General features: G+C 72.8%; 19 protein-coding genes. 11 read left to right on the forward strand and 8 right to left on the reverse strand.

The window, feature by feature from the left end:
• Nucleotides 1-13 precede the first annotated feature (13 nt).
• On the forward strand, nucleotides 14-1,789 hold the full coding sequence (gene ilvD / locus ACT3SP_RS06005; RefSeq protein ID WP_444586349.1) for a dihydroxy-acid dehydratase: 1,776 nt from the start codon (nucleotides 14-16) through the stop codon (nucleotides 1,787-1,789).
• A 4-nt stretch (nucleotides 1,790-1,793) separates the two neighbouring features.
• Here ilvD and ACT3SP_RS06010 read toward each other — a convergent pair whose 3' ends face one another.
• The 7 genes from ACT3SP_RS06010 to ACT3SP_RS06040 all read right to left on the reverse strand — a co-directional run bounded on the left by ACT3SP_RS06010 (nucleotide 1,794) and on the right by ACT3SP_RS06040 (nucleotide 6,900).
• Nucleotides 1,794-3,047, reverse strand: a complete 1,254-nt coding sequence (locus tag ACT3SP_RS06010; protein WP_444586350.1) for a PEP/pyruvate-binding domain-containing protein — start codon at nucleotides 3,045-3,047, stop codon at nucleotides 1,794-1,796.
• Nucleotides 3,044-3,619, reverse strand: a complete 576-nt coding sequence (locus ACT3SP_RS06015; protein WP_444586351.1) for a histidine phosphatase family protein — start codon at nucleotides 3,617-3,619, stop codon at nucleotides 3,044-3,046. Before ACT3SP_RS06015 ends, ACT3SP_RS06010 begins: the two co-directional genes overlap by 4 nt.
• 1 nt (nucleotide 3,620) lies before the next feature.
• Nucleotides 3,621-4,292, reverse strand: coding sequence for a hypothetical protein (locus ACT3SP_RS06020; protein ID WP_444586352.1), 672 nt, complete (start codon nucleotides 4,290-4,292; stop codon nucleotides 3,621-3,623).
• The gene (locus ACT3SP_RS06025) at nucleotides 4,289-4,675 is read right to left on the reverse strand and encodes a hypothetical protein (RefSeq protein ID WP_444586353.1); all 387 of its coding nucleotides are present in this window, start codon (nucleotides 4,673-4,675) and stop codon (nucleotides 4,289-4,291) included. The genes ACT3SP_RS06020 and ACT3SP_RS06025 overlap by 4 nt, the downstream gene beginning before the upstream one ends.
• 148 nt (nucleotides 4,676-4,823) lie before the next feature.
• Nucleotides 4,824-5,411: an AAA family ATPase gene (locus ACT3SP_RS06030; protein ID WP_444586354.1), complete on the reverse strand. Its 588-nt coding sequence runs from the start codon at nucleotides 5,409-5,411 to the stop codon at nucleotides 4,824-4,826.
• 1 nt (nucleotide 5,412) lies between these two features.
• Complete coding sequence (locus ACT3SP_RS06035) at nucleotides 5,413-6,189, reverse strand: class I SAM-dependent methyltransferase (protein WP_444586355.1); 777 nt, start codon at nucleotides 6,187-6,189, stop codon at nucleotides 5,413-5,415.
• A 99-nt stretch (nucleotides 6,190-6,288) separates the two neighbouring features.
• Nucleotides 6,289-6,900 (reverse strand): class I SAM-dependent DNA methyltransferase, encoded by a 612-nt coding sequence (locus ACT3SP_RS06040; RefSeq protein ID WP_444586356.1) that lies wholly within the window; start codon nucleotides 6,898-6,900, stop codon nucleotides 6,289-6,291.
• A gap of 110 nt (nucleotides 6,901-7,010) precedes the next feature.
• On the opposite strand from ACT3SP_RS06040, the gene ACT3SP_RS06045 reads away from it, so the two are divergent.
• The 3 genes from ACT3SP_RS06045 to ACT3SP_RS06055 all read left to right on the forward strand — a co-directional run bounded on the left by ACT3SP_RS06045 (nucleotide 7,011) and on the right by ACT3SP_RS06055 (nucleotide 9,454).
• Nucleotides 7,011-7,772, forward strand: a complete 762-nt coding sequence (locus tag ACT3SP_RS06045) for a phosphotransferase (RefSeq protein ID WP_444586357.1) — start codon at nucleotides 7,011-7,013, stop codon at nucleotides 7,770-7,772.
• Nucleotides 7,773-7,853: 81 nt separating this feature from the next.
• Nucleotides 7,854-8,987: a hypothetical protein gene (locus ACT3SP_RS06050; protein ID WP_444586358.1), complete on the forward strand. Its 1,134-nt coding sequence runs from the start codon at nucleotides 7,854-7,856 to the stop codon at nucleotides 8,985-8,987.
• Between the two features lie 146 nt (nucleotides 8,988-9,133).
• Nucleotides 9,134-9,454: a hypothetical protein gene (locus ACT3SP_RS06055; protein ID WP_444586359.1), complete on the forward strand. Its 321-nt coding sequence runs from the start codon at nucleotides 9,134-9,136 to the stop codon at nucleotides 9,452-9,454.
• Between the two features lie 64 nt (nucleotides 9,455-9,518).
• Here ACT3SP_RS06055 and ACT3SP_RS06060 read toward each other — a convergent pair whose 3' ends face one another.
• Nucleotides 9,519-10,358: a TetR/AcrR family transcriptional regulator gene (locus ACT3SP_RS06060; RefSeq protein WP_444586360.1), complete on the reverse strand. Its 840-nt coding sequence runs from the start codon at nucleotides 10,356-10,358 to the stop codon at nucleotides 9,519-9,521.
• Nucleotides 10,359-10,465: 107 nt separating this feature from the next.
• On the opposite strand from ACT3SP_RS06060, the gene ACT3SP_RS06065 reads away from it, so the two are divergent.
• The 7 genes from ACT3SP_RS06065 to ACT3SP_RS06095 all read left to right on the forward strand — a co-directional run bounded on the left by ACT3SP_RS06065 (nucleotide 10,466) and on the right by ACT3SP_RS06095 (nucleotide 15,248).
• Complete coding sequence (locus ACT3SP_RS06065) at nucleotides 10,466-11,434, forward strand: NAD-dependent epimerase/dehydratase family protein (RefSeq protein WP_444586361.1); 969 nt, start codon at nucleotides 10,466-10,468, stop codon at nucleotides 11,432-11,434.
• 26 nt (nucleotides 11,435-11,460) lie between these two features.
• A complete protein-coding gene (locus tag ACT3SP_RS06070; protein WP_444586362.1) occupies nucleotides 11,461-11,913 on the forward strand; it encodes an SRPBCC family protein in 453 nt (150 codons plus the stop codon).
• Nucleotides 11,914-11,992: 79 nt separating this feature from the next.
• A complete protein-coding gene (locus tag ACT3SP_RS06075) occupies nucleotides 11,993-12,310 on the forward strand; it encodes an ArsR/SmtB family transcription factor (RefSeq protein WP_444586363.1) in 318 nt (105 codons plus the stop codon).
• Nucleotides 12,307-12,792 (forward strand): SRPBCC family protein, encoded by a 486-nt coding sequence (locus tag ACT3SP_RS06080; RefSeq protein ID WP_444586364.1) that lies wholly within the window; start codon nucleotides 12,307-12,309, stop codon nucleotides 12,790-12,792. Before ACT3SP_RS06075 ends, ACT3SP_RS06080 begins: the two co-directional genes overlap by 4 nt.
• Entirely contained in the window at nucleotides 12,792-13,223 is a 432-nt protein-coding gene (locus tag ACT3SP_RS06085) for a VOC family protein (RefSeq protein WP_444586365.1), read from the forward strand. The genes ACT3SP_RS06080 and ACT3SP_RS06085 overlap by 1 nt, the downstream gene beginning before the upstream one ends.
• Nucleotides 13,224-13,275: 52 nt before the next feature.
• Nucleotides 13,276-14,619 (forward strand): sensor histidine kinase, encoded by a 1,344-nt coding sequence (locus ACT3SP_RS06090; protein WP_444586366.1) that lies wholly within the window; start codon nucleotides 13,276-13,278, stop codon nucleotides 14,617-14,619.
• Complete coding sequence (locus ACT3SP_RS06095; RefSeq protein WP_444586367.1) at nucleotides 14,607-15,248, forward strand: response regulator transcription factor; 642 nt, start codon at nucleotides 14,607-14,609, stop codon at nucleotides 15,246-15,248. Before ACT3SP_RS06090 ends, ACT3SP_RS06095 begins: the two co-directional genes overlap by 13 nt.
• Nucleotides 15,249-15,442: the final 194 nt, after the last annotated feature.

Consider the following 15,442-nt stretch of genomic DNA (forward strand, 5'->3'; position numbering starts at 1 on the left):
CTAGGGTCGGGGCATGGACGCCGACGCCACCAGCACCGCCCCGGACACAGCACCGGACACCTCCCAGGACGCATCTCGAGGCACAGCCCGGGACACCGCGCCCGACATCAAGCCGCGCAGCCGCCAGGTCACCGACGGGCTGGGCGCGACGGTCTCGCGCGGCATGCTGCGCGCGGTGGGCATGGGCGACGCGGACTGGGACAAGCCGCAGATCGGCATCGCCAGCTCCTGGAACGAGATCACCCCCTGCAACCTGTCCCTGGACCGGCTCGCGCAGGCGGCGAAGGAGGGCGTCCACTCCGGCGGCGGATACCCGCTGCAGTTCGGCACCATCTCCGTCTCCGACGGCATCTCCATGGGGCACGACGGCATGCACTACTCGCTCGTCTCCCGCGACCTGATCGCCGACAGCGTCGAGACGGTGATGAGCGCCGAGCGGCTCGACGGGTCGGTGCTGCTGGCCGGCTGCGACAAGTCCCTGCCGGGGATGCTGATGGCCGCGGCGCGGCTGGATCTGGCCAGCGTGTTCGTCTACGCCGGCACGATCATGCCGGGGCGGGTCTCGCTCTCCACCGGCGAGGAGAAGGACGTGACCATCATCGACGGCTTCGAGGCCGTCGGCGCCTGCGCCCGCGGGCTGATGAGCCGGGAGGACGTCGGCCGCATCGAGCGCTCCATCTGCCCGGGCGAGGGCGCCTGCGGCGGCTACTACACCGCCAACACCATGTCGACCGTGGCCGAGGCCATCGGGATGTCGATCCCCGGCTCCGCCACTCCCCCGTCGGCCGATCGCCGCCGCGACGCGGACGCCCGCCGCGCGGGCGAGGCGGTGGTCGGCATGCTCCGCCAGGGCATCACCAGCCACGACATCATGACCAAGGCCGCCTTCGAGAACGCGATCGCGGTGGTCCAGGCCTTCGGCGGATCGACCAACGCGGTGCTGCACCTGCTGGCCATCGCGCACGAGGCGGACGTCGACCTCGCCCTGGACGACTTCGCCCGCATCGGCGCGAAGGTCCCCCACCTCGCGGACCTCAAGCCCTACGGCCGCTACGTGATGAACGACGTCGACCACGTGGGCGGCATCCAGGTGGTGATGAAGACGCTGCTGGACGAGGGGCTGCTGGACGGCGACTGCCTCACCGTCACCGGGAGCACGATCGCCGAGAACCTCGAGGTGCTCGCGCCGCGTCCGGCCGACGGCACCGTGCTGCGCCCGGCCTCCGCGCCGATCGCCCCGACCGGCGGGATCACCATCCTGCACGGCTCGCTCGCGCCGGACGGCGCGGTGGTGAAGTCCGCGGGCTTCGAGTCCGACGACTTCGAGGGCACCGCCCGCGTCTTCGAGCGCGAGCAGCAGGCCCTGGACGCCCTGAACGACGGCACCATCACCCACGGCGACGTGGTGGTCATCCGCTACGAGGGCCCCAAGGGCGGGCCCGGCATGCGCGAGATGCTCGCGATCACCGGCGCGATCAAGGGCGCCGGTCTGGGCAAGGACGTGCTGCTGATGACGGACGGGCGCTTCTCCGGCGGCACCACCGGGCTGTGCGTCGGGCACATCGCCCCCGAGGCCGTGGACGGCGGCCCGATCGCCGTCGTGCGGGACGGGGACCGGATCCGCCTGGACGTGAGCACCGGGGCGCTCGACCTGCTCGTGGACGAGGAGGAGCTGGCCGCCCGCTGGGAGGGCTGGGAGCCGCTGCCGCCGAAGTTCACCAAGGGCGTGCTGGGCAAGTACGTGCAGCTGGTGAAGTCCGCCTCGACCGGCGCGATCCTCGGGGACTGAGGGCTCAGCGCATCTCTCCTGCGCAGGGCGTCACGGTTCCGCGGGCGCCGTCGACGTGCACCTCGGTGCCCTCGACGAGATGCTCGAGGGCTCCGGGCACGGCGAGCACCGCGGGGATCCCGACCTCCCGGGCCACGATCGCGGCGTGGGAGAGCGCCCCGCCGGTCTCCGTGACCACCGCCGCGACCACCCCGAACAGCGGGGTCCAGGCCGGGTCCGTGGCGCGGGCGACCAGGATGTCCCCGGGGTGCACGCGGGAGAAGTCCGCCGTCGAGCGCACGTGGCGGACGCTGCCCGTCGCGGCGCCGCCGCTCGCCGCGATCCCGGTCAGGCGGGCAAGGGGCCCCTGCTCCGCGACCGGCTCCGCGACCGGCTCCTCGACGGGCTCCTCGGCGGGGGCGGTCGGAAGGCTCGCGGTGACGGGCCGGGCCTGCAGGAGGTGCAGTCGGTCGGCCACCAGCGACCATTCGAGGTCGATGGGGAGTCCGAGATGCGCCTCCACCTCGCGGCCCAGCCCGTCGATCCGGAGCACCTGCTCGCGGGTGAGCACCGCCCGCTCCTGCAGCTCGACGGGAAGATCCTCGTGCCGGACGCCGTTCCCGCGACGCACGGACCGGCTCCGGGCGGTGCCTCGACGATGCGCGCGGATCCCGTCCCCCTCGAGCCACCATGCCTCCGGCGTGATCTGCCCGCTCACGTGCCCTTCGCCGAGACCGTGGACCGCCTCGAGCATCCGGACGCCACCGGTGAAGAGCACCCCGGAGGCATCGGCGTCGACGAAGCTCTGGACGAGCACCGCCATGCCTCCCGCGGCGGGGGCCCCGCCCCGGTAGGCGAGGGCTCGCGCGGAGAACCAGGAGGCCCAGCAGCGCAGCACCGCCGCTTCGACGGCCTGGGGCCCGCTCACGCCGAGGACGCTGTCGTGCTGCCCGGCGAAGGAGGTGCTCGCTCCGTCCTCGTCGGTCGCGGAGGAGCGCACGGCGACGGGTGCGTCCACACCACCCGGCAGGTCCGCGAGCGCACGGGCGAGCACGCCGCGCAGCGCAGGATCGGGTCGGAGCTCCGGTACCCGCCGGCTGCCGTCCTCCTCCGAGGTCTGCGAGGGTGCGACCCCGCCCTCGAGGGCTCGGGCGAAGAGCGAGGAGGGCACCACGAATCCCGGCGGAACGGGGAACCCGTCACGGGCCAGTCGGCCGAGGCTCGACGCCTTCCCACCCGCCTCCCGTGCGGAGGCCTCCTCCAGGGGCGGCAGCCTCATGGGCGCTGATCGACCAGGTGGGAGCGGTCGTTCACGCGGAGCACCGACGGCGGCTCGCCGAGGCTGTGGACGATCGTGGTCAGCGCCGTGTTCTCGATCCGGCCGAGCGACATCCAGCTCGCAGGCGGCGCGCCGAGCGCCTCGCGCACCAGCCAGGCGACCTGGAAGGCATGGGTGACGAGGAGCTCGTGCGTGGGCCGGTCCCCGATCCGGGGCGGCGTCGAGAACCGTGCCCCGAGGCGCTCGGCGAGACGCCTGCCCTGCGCCGCCTCCTCCTCGTCGTAGCCGTCGAAGAAGGCGGCGGTGCGTGCGCCGGCCGTGGACGTGTCGGGGACGAACGGCACGGCGTCGATCAGCTCCTCCGCCTCGTCGACGAGCAGGCCGGGCAGCTGCTCGGCGATCTCGGAGGCGCTGTCGACGGCCCGCGGCAGGGGCGAGTGCCAGATCGCGTCCAGGGGCACCGGGGCGAGACGGCGGCCCAACAGCCGGCACTGCTCGCGGCCCTCCTCGGTGAGTACGCCGAGCGCGTCCGCCGCGCCGTGCCGGACGATGTGCAGGGTTCGGGTGGTCAACTCAGCGCTCCTCGATCGTGTTCTCGGGCCCGGCCGGGTGCTGGAACCCCCGTGCGCGGCCGAGCGTCGAGAGCAGGTCCTGGTGCAGCTCGGCCCAGACCACGTGGCAGGAGGGGATCCCGATCCCGGCGATCCAGCGCGACTCGCCGGACCGGGCGCGCTCCAGGGCGATCCTGTACTGGGAGGGATAGCGCCCGAACCGCGGCAGCAGCTCCATGAGCGGACGGAGCAGCTCGCGCAGCGCGCCGCCGAGCTCGTCCAGCGTCTCGAGCAGCTCGGCGGGCGGTGCGGCGTCCCCCGTCGTGGAGCGCCCGGCGCTCAGCGCCCCGTCGGCCAGCTGCCAGTGCGAGAGGGCACCGACCAGCGAGGCGTTGATCCCGGCCTCGAAGGAGTCGAGCACCTCGGCCGCGATCTCACGGGCCCCTGCGGACGACAGCTCCGCGGCCAGCAGCTCGGCGAGGCGAAGGCGTCCGGACTCCGTGAGCACGACTCCCCCGCCGAGGCCGAGGTCCAGGTCCTCCACCTCCCCCGCGCTCGCGCCCCGGCCCAGCTCCCGTCCGACCACGGCCTCGGGCAGCAGCGTGCGGTCCAGGACCTGCTCGGTCGTGGCCACTCCCGACAGCCGCACCGCCAGGAGCACGAGCAGCGAGGGCTCGGAGCGGTGCGCGCTCATGCCCGGGGGTCCGCCTGCGACGCCTCGGACGGGGATCCGGCGCCGGCTCGGCGACTGCGCTGCTGCGCGGCCTGGGCGGAGCGCAGGCCGAGGTCCTCGGCGATCTGCGCCCAGGTCAGACCCTCGGCACGGGCGGTGAGCAGCAAGGCCGCCTCGAGGCTGTCGAGGTCCGAGCGCGCGGAGTCCAGCAGCCTCAACGCGGCGCGCAGCTCACCGACCCCAGCGGCGCCGTCGCGTCGCCCGGCCCGATCCACGGCGAAGCGCAGCAGGGTCGAGTCCTCAGGTGGGGCGTCGGGGTGCTGCCAGGGCATGTGCGGCAGGGCATCGGCGCCGGCCGTGCGCAGGGTGCGGCGGGCCTCGGTCCGGGGGTCGTCGGAGTGCATGTGCCCAGACTCTGACATCAACACATTGTTGTCAACACCTTGTTGACTACTGCGGCGAGAGCCGACGGAGGATCGGGGTCCGATGCGCGGCGGGATCGTCCGGACCGGTCCTCTCACGGGACCGCTCAGGGATCGTCCACGGGACCGCTCAGGGGTCCGGGAGCACCCCCCGGAGCGCCTCGAGCACCTCCGGGGCGGCGCCATCGGCCGCGATCCTGCGGGCGTGCGGACGCTGCGCGAGCATCCCCTCGATCGCGCGGATCAGCGCCGGGGCGTCCTCCGGGCGGACATGACGGTCGTTCGCCGCCTGCTCGGGACGATCGGGCCGTTCCCGTCGACCGGCGAGCCGGGTGCGCAGCGTGCGCTCGTCGAGCACCAGCACCGCGTCGACGAAGCGTGCTCCGTGCTCGGCGGCCAGCTGCTCGAGCTCCTCGAGGAACTCCGTCCTGGCGAGGTACTGCCCGATCACGACGTCGAAGCCGTCGGCCAGCTGCCGCCCCGCCATCGCGAGGGCGAGTCGGCGGGCCTGCCGCCCCGAGGCGGTGAGGTCCTCCTCCCAGCCGCCGAGGGAGTGCTTGATCCCGTCGATGTCGAGCGAGAGCGCGCCGGGACGCTCCGCGGCCAGCAGCGCGGCGAGGGTCGACTTGCCGCTTCCCGGGGCCCCGTTGAGCAGCAGGAGGGTCGGGGCCGAGCGGGCGGGCGCGGAGCGGGAGGGGCCGGGGGCGGCGGGGCGCATCTCAGGGCTCCGAGACCAGCAGCACGAGCGATCCCTCGTACCGGGGCAGGGTGCGCAGCTCGCCGTGGGCGGCATCCCAGCTGCCGTCGAGCAGGTCGGCGGCGAGGCGGCGCGTGAAGCGGTCGATGACGTCCGGGGCGACGAGGCTCCACGCCGAGCAGGCCAGCTGCGCCTCCGCGTCCAGCAGGGCCTCGGGTCGTCCGTAGTAGGCCTCGGTGAAGCCGTCGGTGCACCCCTGGGGGATGCGCACGGTGCTCGTGGCGATCCGGCCCCCGAGCCCCTCGGCGAGGTCCTCGAGGCGGGGGTAGCGGAGGGCCTCGGTCGCGAGCACCTCGGGGGCGTACTCGGCGACCCAGAACTCCTCGACGCGCCGCGGGTCGCAGGTGAGGACCACGACGGGCCCGCGGGTCACCCGTCGCAGCTCGCCCAGCCCGGCGGCGAGTTCCTGCCACTGGTGGACGCTGAAGGTGGTCATCGCCGCGTCGAAGGACCCGTCGGCGAAGGGCAGCGCCTCGGCGGTGGCGTCCACGGCCTCGGGCAGGTGCCCGGGACGCTGTGCGCGCATCGCCGCCGAGGGCTCCACCGCGGTGACCTGACTGCCGGCGGGCTCGTAGGAGCCGGCGCCCGCGCCGACGTTCAGCACGGTGCGCGCCGCGCCGAGGGCCTGCGTGATCACGGCGGCGATCCTCGGGTCCGGGCGTCGATATCGCGAGTACGCGGAGCCGATGGTCCCGTAGTCCGCGTCTCCCGCGCTACCGTCCTGCGTGCGTCGCCCCATGGTTCCCAGCGTAGTCACGGCGAGCAACGGTCGGGTCGGGGCGCAGTCAGGGCGGGGCGCAGTCGGGTTCGTGCGCAGTCGGGTTCGAGCGCCGGTCAGTCAGGCCCGGTGCCGCGTCGCCCGCGGGCGGCGGGCGTGCAGCGCGGCGTGTGGTCTCGCGCCGGGATCGTGTCGCGCCCGGCGCCCGACGATCTCGAATCCGGCCCGTTCCAGGAGGGCCTCCATCCGTGCGCTCGGCCAGAACCGGGCGGTGGCCACGGCATGCTCGAAGCTCTCCTCGCGGGGCCCGTCGAAGAAACCGAGCAGCAGGCGACCCCCGGGCCGCAGCGCCCGGTGCAGATCCTCGAGCACGGCCGGGACCTGTCGGGGTTCGAGGTGGATCAGCGAGTACCACACGAGGAGGCCGCCCCAGCCCTCCACCCGGTGCGGGAGCTCCTCGAAGGAGCCGAGGCCGTAGGGGACTCCGGGATGGGCGCGCCGGGCGATCTCCACGAAGGCCGGGACCGGATCCGCCCCGTGGGCGTCGTGCCCGAGCGAGGCGAGATGGGCGGTCCAATGCCCGGGTCCGCAGCCCAGGTCGAGCAGCGGCCCCTCCACCTCCGACGCCCAGGTCTCGATGCACTCCCGGTCCTGGGGAGCCATCGTCTCGAGCGAGCCGAGAAGATCGGCGTACTCCCGGGCTCGGGCGGAGTAGGCCTCGATCGCGCTCATGGCCGTCATCGTAGGCGCAGCGCCGCGATCCCCTTCCCGTCCCGCGTTGGATCCCCCTCGCGCCGCGAATCCCCTCGCGCCGGCGGCAGCGTCGCGACTACGGTGTCGCGATGGACCTCGAGCAGGAGCACCCGCTGAGCGGAGGGAACGCGACCGAGGGCGTGGTGCGCCTCGGGGACACCGTGCGCAAGCCGTGGGAGCCGACCACGCCCGCCGTGCACGAGCTGATGCGCACGGTGGCCGCGGCGGGGATCGACGTGCCCGAACCCCGGGGTCGGGACGAGCGGGGACGGCAGGTGCTGGAGTTCGTCCCCGGCTCGCTCGCCCTCGACGGCCCGCCGCTACCCCTCGAGCAGCTCGCGGACGTCGGCGCCCTGATCCGTCGCATCCACGACGCGTGCGAGGGATTCCGCCCCTCGACCCCGGCGCCGTGGGAGCCGCTGCTGCCCGTCCCGGGCGGAGGGGCCGACCTGATCTGCCACGGGGACCTGACGCCGTGGAACCTGATCCTCGGCGAGCGGCGGGTGTTCATCGACTGGGACGGAACGGGCCCGAGCACCCGACTGTGGGATCTCGCGTACTCGGCGCAGGCCTTCTGCGTGAACGACGTCGGTGCCGTCCCGGAGGAGGCGGCCGCGCGACTTGCGGCCCTGGTCGACGGTTACGCGGCGAGCCCCGCCCTGCGTGCCGAGTTACCCGCGGCGATGTCGGCGCGCGCCGAGGCGATGTGGCGGATGCTCCGCGACGCGCACCGCGAGGGTCGCGAGCCTTGGGGGTCGATGTTCGTGACCGGCCACGGCGAGCACTGGCGCGGCGTCGCCGAGTACGTCGAGCGGCACCGGGAGGTCTGGGTGGAGGCGCTGACGGAATAGGTGATCGCCGGCACCAAAAGCACGGCCAGGGCAGCACCGGATCTGCGCTCCGCTGTCGGAGGGCTGTGATCGCCTGGATCAATGGACTCAGCAGCCTGGACGGAGAACGAGACCTCGCCTTCGGAGTCTCGACGCAAAGGTCGACGGCGCCGGGAGACTTATCCGGCACCACCTGGCCGCTCGTCGCTGTGGGCCCTGTTGCCCGGAGTACTTTTCTGGGTACTCATCGGTCCGATTATCCATCTCTGGCTGCTTCCCCAGTTCTTCCCACACTTCACGCGAAACCCGGCAACCATCGGGTGGATCCCTGAGCCGCTGGCAGCTCTGGGGATCGGCTTGGCGCTCGTCGGAACGCTCGGCGCTTTCATCGGGACTCGACCTTGGCCGGAGAGCGACGAGGCTTATCGGCTCTCCTCCTCAGTGCTCGTTGTCCTCTTTCTGCTGAGCATCGGAAGCTCTTGCGTCGCCGCGGACCTGGCATTCTCACGGCTCCTGGGTCCGGAGCCGGACTTGATGACTCCCGTTCTGGCGTTCGGAGCGACGTACGTGACGATCTTCTTCGCGACTTCGCAGACTTTGCTCTGGGGTGACCTCCGCCGTCTCCACCTGCAGCGACGGATCTACGCCGTGGAGCGATTGCGGTCGGCTCTCGAACGTGGCTATACCGACGATGACGCTAGGCATCCACCCACCGCTGGCACTCTTGGCGCCGTCACAGCGGTAAGCCTCTGGTCCGCCGGTCCGGCGATCATCCTCACGTGGGCCGTGCTCGCCCAACCGTGGCCAGTAGGAACCTCCATCCTCCTCATCGTCCTCCCGAGCGGAGCGACAGCTCTCACCGTGTTCATCGCCCGCCATCTCCTCATCACGCTGGCTGAGACTCCGGCCGCTGGCGCGCTGTCGATGAAGACGATCTGTTTCCTCGCCACCTGCCTCCTCTCCTTGTACATGTTGGTTCCTGGTGTCGCCGTGGGGTTGGGAATTGGTGGCTTCTCCGGCTGGATGTGCCTCCTCGCCATCGCGGTTCACTCACTGCTCCATGGGTTCACGTCCTTCCGTGCCATCTCGGAGCGGAGGTGGGCGATGTCTCTCACGGGAACGTACCGTGTCGCCGTCGCGCGCAATGCCCGTGCACGGAAGAAGCTCGCTGCTCAGAAGATCCGGCTCGAAGGGGAGCTTCAGCGCGAAGAAGCCGACGCGACACGTGCCGATTGACCGGGCCGTGGCAGGAAGGACTTGTGCCGTGAGTCCGCTCATCCTCGACACCACAACGTCTGGACCCGACCGTTGTCGCAGGGCGTTCCGCGCTGAGCCCTGCACGCCGCCGCTGCATTGTCACACCCCGTTCTTAGTCTCGAGCCATGGCTTCCTCGGGTTCGATCCTCTCGCACCCCGCCTCGGGCAGCACCGCGCTGGTCGAGCGGGAGGCGATCCGCGCCCTCCTGCTCGAGCACCGTCCCGAGCTGGATCGTCGGCTCGTCGTCGGACCCAGCGGCGCCCTGGTGATCCCGCTGACCGCTGGGCGCAGCATCGAGATCGGCCGGATGCGTCGGCGCGGCGAGGCGCGCTGGGTGGTGGTGACCCCGTCGGCCGACGGGGCGGTCCTGCGCGAGCCGCGCACCCTGCGCGCCGTGGCCCGCACGGCGCTGGGAGCACTCGACGGGGTCACCGGGCGGCGCTGAGACCTCTCGACGGGCCCCACGGGGAGGAGTCGGGAGCGAGGAGCTCAGGGCCGACGGGCGGCGATCAGACCGGCTCCGGCGCGAAGAGGTCGGCGAGCAGGCGCACCTGGGCATGGAGGATCTGCGGGCCGACGGCGACCGCATCGGGGCCGAGCTGCCCGAAGACGTGTGCGCTGATCATGCCGACCAGGCCGGACCAGGCCGTGAGGGCGGTGAACTCGGTGCGCGCCGAGGCGTCGATCCCGAACTGCTCGAGGTGGCTCTCCAGCAGTGCGGTGACCTCCGGCGCGAGGGCGGTGCCGGGAGCGCGCCCCACCGAGGTCTCCCCCGTCGTCCCGTCCTGGGACGCCCTCCCACCCTGCGTCTCCGCCGTCCTCTCGGCTGCGGCGTCGGCGGCGATGACGAGCACCGCGCGCATCACCCGGGTGCCGGCGTCGTTGGTGGTCTCGGCCGGGGCCGCGTACCCGCGCACGGGCGTGCCGTACAGGAGCGTCCACCGCTCGGGGTGCGCGATCGCCCAGGCGCACATCGCGTCGCCGAGGGCCAGGAAGCGCGCGCGGGGATCGCCCCCATGCGCCGACCCCGCCTCGGCGACGGCGGTGTCCACCGCCTCGGCCACGTCCTCGAAGGCGTCGACGAGGAGCAGGGTGAGCAGCTCGTCCCGGCTCGCGACGTAGCGGTAGATCGCGGAGGAGACCATGCCGAGCCCTCGCGCGATCTCGCGGACGCTGAGCTCCGCCGCGCCCCGCTCGCGCAGCTGGGCGTTGCCGAGCTCGATGATGCGCGCCATCGTCTTCTCCCTCGCGGCGGCGCGCGGGCCCTTCGGCACCGCCGGGGACGCGACGGCAGGGCGGGAGGGGGCGGCGCGGGAGGGGGCGGGGTCAGGCACCTCATGAGCGGGCATGCCCCCATCCTCGCACACACTGAGAGCAGTGCTCTTGACTCCGGACCGAGAGCGGTGTTCACTGTTGTCCTCATTCAGAGAGCAGTGCTCACATCCTGGAGGTCCTCATGCATCACCTGGTCATCGGAGAAGGACAGATCGGCCGCGAGATCATCGCCCGGGCCCTGGAGGACGGCGACACGGTCACCGTGCTCCGTCGCAGCGAGGGCGACCCCGCCCCTGGAGTCCGACGGGTCCGCGGGGACGTGCTCGACCCCGACGCCCTCGCCGCAGCGCTCGAGGGCGCCGACGCCGTGCAGGCCTGTTTCCACGCCCCCTACGACGCCCGGGTGTGGGCACGGGACCTTCCGCCGCGAGAGCTCGCCGTGCTCGACGCCGCCGCAGCTCGCGACATCCCCGTCGTCCTCCCGGAGTCGATGTACGGCTTTCAGGGAGGTTCCCGCGACCTGCGCGAGGGCGCTGCCCCCTCACCCCTGGACGCGAAGGGCGAGGTGCGCATCGCACTCCTCGAGCAGCGACGTGCCCATGCCGCACGCACCCTCAGCATCATCGCCGCGGACCTCGTGGGGCCGACGACCATGGGCACCGGCGCATCGGTCGCCTGCGCGATGGTGATCGAGCCGATCCTCGCCGGCCGACGACCGGTCCTGTTCGGCGCGCCGGACGTCCCCCACACGCTCACCTTCGTGCCAGATCTGGCCCGGGCGATGCTCCACGCCGCCCGCCACGCCGACCGGCTCACGGCGCCCGACGACGGGGACGCCGTCCTGCACGCCCCGTCGGCCCCGGCGCGCACCCAGCGGGAGCTGATGACCGCCGCGTCGGAGATGCTGGACCGTGCGGACCGTCGGCCGTGGCGGATCCCCCGCTGGTCGGTCCGCGCGCTGAGCGGCGTGAGCACCTTCGCGCGCGAGCTGGCCGGGATCTCCGAGCTCTGGTACGCGCCGTGCGTGCTGCACCCGGGGGTCCTCACCACCGAGGAGGGGCTCGCGGCGACGCCGTGGGAGGAGGCGCTGCGCCGCACCGCCGACCTCCCCATCGCACCGGTCAGCACCTCGGAGTGCGCCGCCCCCTGACCGTCGGGACTGCTAGGTTCGCGACCATGAGCGACAGCGAGCAGCCCACCGACCGCACCGCCGAGCGCGAGCCGGGCGCCCCCGGCGTCTCCCGCCACCTCGACGTCGTCATCGAGCGCCCCTGGCGCGAGGTCTACGAGTACGCGAGCGATCCGCGGAACCTGCCGCGCTGGGCCGGGGGCCTCGCCGGCAGCGAGGTGCAGCGGGAGGTCTCGCAGTGGTCGATGAACTCGCCGATGGGGCGGGTGCTGGTCAGCTTCGTCCCCGAGAACGTCTACGGGGTCATGGACCACACGGTCACGCTCCCCACCGGCGAGTCCGTGCTGAATCCGCTGCGGGTGATGCCGCTCGAGGAGGGGCGCTGCGAGGTGGTGTTTACCCTGCGCCGAGGTGCCATGAGCGAGGAGGAGTTCGCCGAGGACGCCGCCGCCGTCGCCGAGGACCTCGCGACGCTCAAGGAGATCTGCGAGCGGACCTGAGGACGCCGGGCCGACCCGCCCGACCTCGGGCTCTTTATGTACCCTTGCGGTTACGTACACAGCCGGGTACATTCGGGTCATGGATGCGGTGCTGCAGGCCCTGGCCGACGGGAATCGACGCACGGTGCTGGAGATCCTCCGGGATCATCCGGCGACCGTCGGCGAGCTCGCCGAGGCGCTCCCCATCGCCCGGCCGGGGGTGTCACGCCACCTGCGGGTGCTGCGGGACGCCGGACTGGTCGAGGTCGAGCAGGACGCCCAGCGCCGGATCTACAGCCTGCGCCCCGCGCCGCTGGCCGAGCTGGACGAGTGGCTCGGGACGTATCGCGCGCTCTGGGAGCACCGGCTCGACGCTCTCCACACCGAGATCGCCCGAGGGAAGAAGGCACGGAGATGACCATCATCGGCAGCATGCGTCGGATCGACGACACCCGAGGCGCCGTACGGGTCGAGGACCTCTACGACACCGACATCGAGGACCTGTGGCGCGCCTGCACCGAGCCCGAGCGCCTCGCGCGCTGGATCGGCGAGGTCTCGGGCGATCTGCGCCCCGGCGGGATCGTCCGGTCCTCCTGGACCAGCGGCTGGTCGGGCCCGGCGCGGATCGACGCCTGCGAGCCGCCCCGTCACCTCCGACTCACCTCGGACCCCGGGACCGACGGGGAGACGCAGATCGAGGCGTGGCTCACCCAGGAGGGCGAGCGGACCAGGCTGGTGGTCGAGGAGCGCGGCCTTCCCGTGGCCGAGCTGCCCACCCACGGGGCGGGCTGGCAGGCACACCTCGAGGACCTCGCGCGCTCCCTCGTCGGCCTCCCGTCCCTCTGGGAGGACCGCTGGAACGAGCTGATCTCCGCCTACCAGGACGCGGACGTGGCGTGATGTCGACAGCCATCACGCTCGACGCCGTCACCGTGAACGCGCCGGACGCTCTCGCCCTGGCCAGGTTCTACGCCGAGATCACCGGCGGCACCGCACGGGGTGACGCCCGCTTCGCGACCGTCCGGACCCCCGGCACCGAGATCGGGTTCCAGCAGGTGGACCAGTTCCGGCCGCCGAGCTGGCCGTCCGGCGACCCTCCGATGCAGATCCACCTCGACTTCCTCGTCGACGACCTGACCGCCGCGGAGCCGCGGGTGCTGGCGGCGGGAGCGACCCGATACGCCGCCCAGCCGAACGCCGACCACTGCCTGGTCTACGCCGATCCCGTCGGCCACCCCTTCTGCCTCACCCTGTGGGACGGCGCCCGGGCGCTCGCCGAGGCGGATGGCAGCGACGTGAGCAGCACCGGCGTCGGGCCAGCCCGACAATGATCCACCCGGTGACAGGATGGGGCGCGCGAGCATCCATCGCCAGAGTGGAGTCATGACCACGATGCCCCTGCCCGACGCCCTCGACGCCCCTCCCTCCCCCACGGCACCGTCGCCACCGTCCGAGCGCTGGTCCGTCGGCCGCTGGGCCGCTCGCATCGGCCGCTTCCTCGCCTACGGATTCCTCGCCCTGGTGCTGGGAGCCATCGGATTCTCCCTCGTCCTCGGCCTGCTCTCCGCCGGTGCCTCCACCGTGATCGTCTGGGTGGGCCTGCCGATCCTGATGCTCGCAGTGCTCGTGGCCCGCGGCTTCGCGATGGCCGAGCGCGCGGTGCAGTCCTCGTTCCTCGGCACCGACCTGCCGACCCCCGCGCCGGTGCGCGCCCCCGCCGGCGCCGGTCGGACCCGCCGCCTGCTCACCCCGCTGACCGATCCCCAGAACTGGCTCGACTCGCTGTGGGTGCTGGTCAACTTCCTGCTCTCGCTGATCACCTTCCCGCTGGCCCTGGCCTGGACCGTCGGCGCGTTCGCCACCCTCGGAGGACCGATCGCCACCCTGGTCCTGGACAACGTGCTCCCCTCGTCGTCGAACGACGGCCTCGGCACGCTGCTGGGGGTCCCCGAGCCGTTCACGCTCCCGGCGGAGATGGCCATGCAGTTCGGCGTGGGCCTGCTGTTCCTGCTCACGCTCGGGCCGGTGGTGCGCGGCCTGACCGCGCTGCACCAGGGCGTCGCCCGCGGTCTGCTGAGCTCGCGGCATCAGGAGCAGCAGCGCCTGGTGCGCACCGAGCAGTCCCGCGCCGCGGGCCGCTCCGCGGAATCCGCCGCCCTGCGCCGGCTCGAGCGCGATCTGCACGACGGTCCGCAGCAGCGCCTGGTGCGCGCCTCGATGGACCTCGCCCGCGTGGAGGCGCTCGCGGCCAGGGACCCCGAGAAGGCCCAGACCGTGCTGCGCGAGACCCGCGAGCAGCTGGGACTCACCCTGGACGATCTGCGACGGCTCTCCCGGGGCATCGCCCCGCCGATCCTGGTGGACCGCGGCCTCGCCGCCGCGCTCACCGAGCTCGCGGCGATCTCCCCGCTGCCCACCGCTGTCGAGTGCCCGGAGCTGGACCTCCCCGAGCACGTCGAGATCGGCATCTACTACGTCGTCTCCGAGGCGCTGACCAATGCCGCCAAGCATTCGGGGGCCGGCCGCGTCCTGGTGGAGGTCGCGAGGGTCGGGGATGATGCACGGGTGAGGATCGAGGACGACGGGCGCGGCGGCGCCGAGGTGCGCACCGGAGGCGGTCTCGCCGGGCTCGCGGGCCGCGTCGCCTCCCTCGAGGGCCGCTTCACGGTCACCTCTCCCGCCGAGGCGGGAACCCGCGTGGAGGCGGTGATCCCGTGCGCGTCCTGATCGCGGACGACTCCGCACTGATCCGCGAGGGCCTGCGCCTGGTGCTCGAGGAGGCGGAGCACGAGGTGGTGGGCACGGCCTCGACCGGCACCGAGCTGGTGGTGCGGGCGCTCGAGCTGCGACCGGACCTGGTGATCTCCGACATCCGCATGCCGCCCAGCCACACCGACGAGGGGCTGCGCGCGGCGCAGGAGATCCGCCGGGAGTGGCCGGAGGCGCCGATCGTGCTGCTCAGCCAGTACGTGGTGGTCGGCTATGCGACCGAGCTGATCGAGTCCGGCGAGCACGCCACGGGGTACCTGCTGAAGGACCGGGTGTTCGACATCCGCGCCTTCCTCGAATCCATCGAGCGGGTGGCGGCCGGCGGCGTCGCGATCGACCCGGACGTGGTGGGCCAGGTGATCGCCTCGCGCCGACGCACCCCGCTGGACGAGCTGACCCCGCGCGAGCGGGAGGTGCTCGAGCTGATGGGCGAAGGACTGACCAATGCCGGCATCTCGCAGCGGCTGTTCATCAGCGGCGGCGCGGTGGAGAAGCACACCCAGCGGCTGTTCGCGAAGCTGGGGCTCAGCGAGAGCGCGAGCGTGCACCGCCGGGTGACGGCGGTGCTGACGCTGCTGGGGCGCTGAGCTCGCCGGAGCGCCGACGGGGCGGCGACACCGGGACCGTTCCTCCCCGGGATGACTTCTCCACAATTCTTCAGGACGCTCTTGACGTACTATCCGGTCGCCGTTCGCGTGATCGTCGCGGAGATTCCTCTCGATATCACGCCCAGGCCCACCCCGCGCCGCCCCTGCGACGGCGGGCGACCCGCGGCTCAGGC

It is taken from the genome of Brachybacterium sp. AOP43-C2-M15 (assembly GCF_052446295.1).
In the GTDB taxonomy this organism is placed as follows: domain Bacteria; phylum Actinomycetota; class Actinomycetes; order Actinomycetales; family Dermabacteraceae; genus Brachybacterium.

Excerpts from the sequence above, each read along its gene's own strand:
- ACT3SP_RS06075 (WP_444586363.1), top strand. The coding sequence starts at position 11,993 with ATGGATGCGGTGCTGCAGGCCCTGGCCGACGGGAATCGACGCACGGTG.
- ACT3SP_RS06010 (WP_444586350.1), bottom strand. The coding sequence starts at position 3,047 with ATGAGGCTGCCGCCCCTGGAGGAGGCCTCCGCACGGGAGGCGGGTGGG.
- ACT3SP_RS06070 (WP_444586362.1), top strand. The coding sequence starts at position 11,461 with ATGAGCGACAGCGAGCAGCCCACCGACCGCACCGCCGAGCGCGAGCCG.
- ACT3SP_RS06050 (WP_444586358.1), top strand. The coding sequence starts at position 7,854 with ATGGACTCAGCAGCCTGGACGGAGAACGAGACCTCGCCTTCGGAGTCT.
- ACT3SP_RS06090 (WP_444586366.1), top strand. The coding sequence starts at position 13,276 with ATGACCACGATGCCCCTGCCCGACGCCCTCGACGCCCCTCCCTCCCCC.
- ACT3SP_RS06030 (WP_444586354.1), bottom strand. The coding sequence starts at position 5,411 with ATGCGCCCCGCCGCCCCCGGCCCCTCCCGCTCCGCGCCCGCCCGCTCG.
- ACT3SP_RS06055 (WP_444586359.1), top strand. The coding sequence starts at position 9,134 with ATGGCTTCCTCGGGTTCGATCCTCTCGCACCCCGCCTCGGGCAGCACC.
- ACT3SP_RS06045 (WP_444586357.1), top strand. The coding sequence starts at position 7,011 with ATGGACCTCGAGCAGGAGCACCCGCTGAGCGGAGGGAACGCGACCGAG.
- ilvD (WP_444586349.1), top strand. The coding sequence starts at position 14 with ATGGACGCCGACGCCACCAGCACCGCCCCGGACACAGCACCGGACACC.
- ACT3SP_RS06085 (WP_444586365.1), top strand. The coding sequence starts at position 12,792 with ATGTCGACAGCCATCACGCTCGACGCCGTCACCGTGAACGCGCCGGAC.
- ACT3SP_RS06035 (WP_444586355.1), bottom strand. The coding sequence starts at position 6,189 with ATGGGGCGACGCACGCAGGACGGTAGCGCGGGAGACGCGGACTACGGG.
- ACT3SP_RS06025 (WP_444586353.1), bottom strand. The coding sequence starts at position 4,675 with ATGCACTCCGACGACCCCCGGACCGAGGCCCGCCGCACCCTGCGCACG.
- ACT3SP_RS06060 (WP_444586360.1), bottom strand. The coding sequence starts at position 10,358 with ATGCCCGCTCATGAGGTGCCTGACCCCGCCCCCTCCCGCGCCGCCCCC.
- ACT3SP_RS06065 (WP_444586361.1), top strand. The coding sequence starts at position 10,466 with ATGCATCACCTGGTCATCGGAGAAGGACAGATCGGCCGCGAGATCATC.
- ACT3SP_RS06020 (WP_444586352.1), bottom strand. The coding sequence starts at position 4,292 with ATGAGCGCGCACCGCTCCGAGCCCTCGCTGCTCGTGCTCCTGGCGGTG.
- ACT3SP_RS06040 (WP_444586356.1), bottom strand. The coding sequence starts at position 6,900 with ATGAGCGCGATCGAGGCCTACTCCGCCCGAGCCCGGGAGTACGCCGAT.
- ACT3SP_RS06080 (WP_444586364.1), top strand. The coding sequence starts at position 12,307 with ATGACCATCATCGGCAGCATGCGTCGGATCGACGACACCCGAGGCGCC.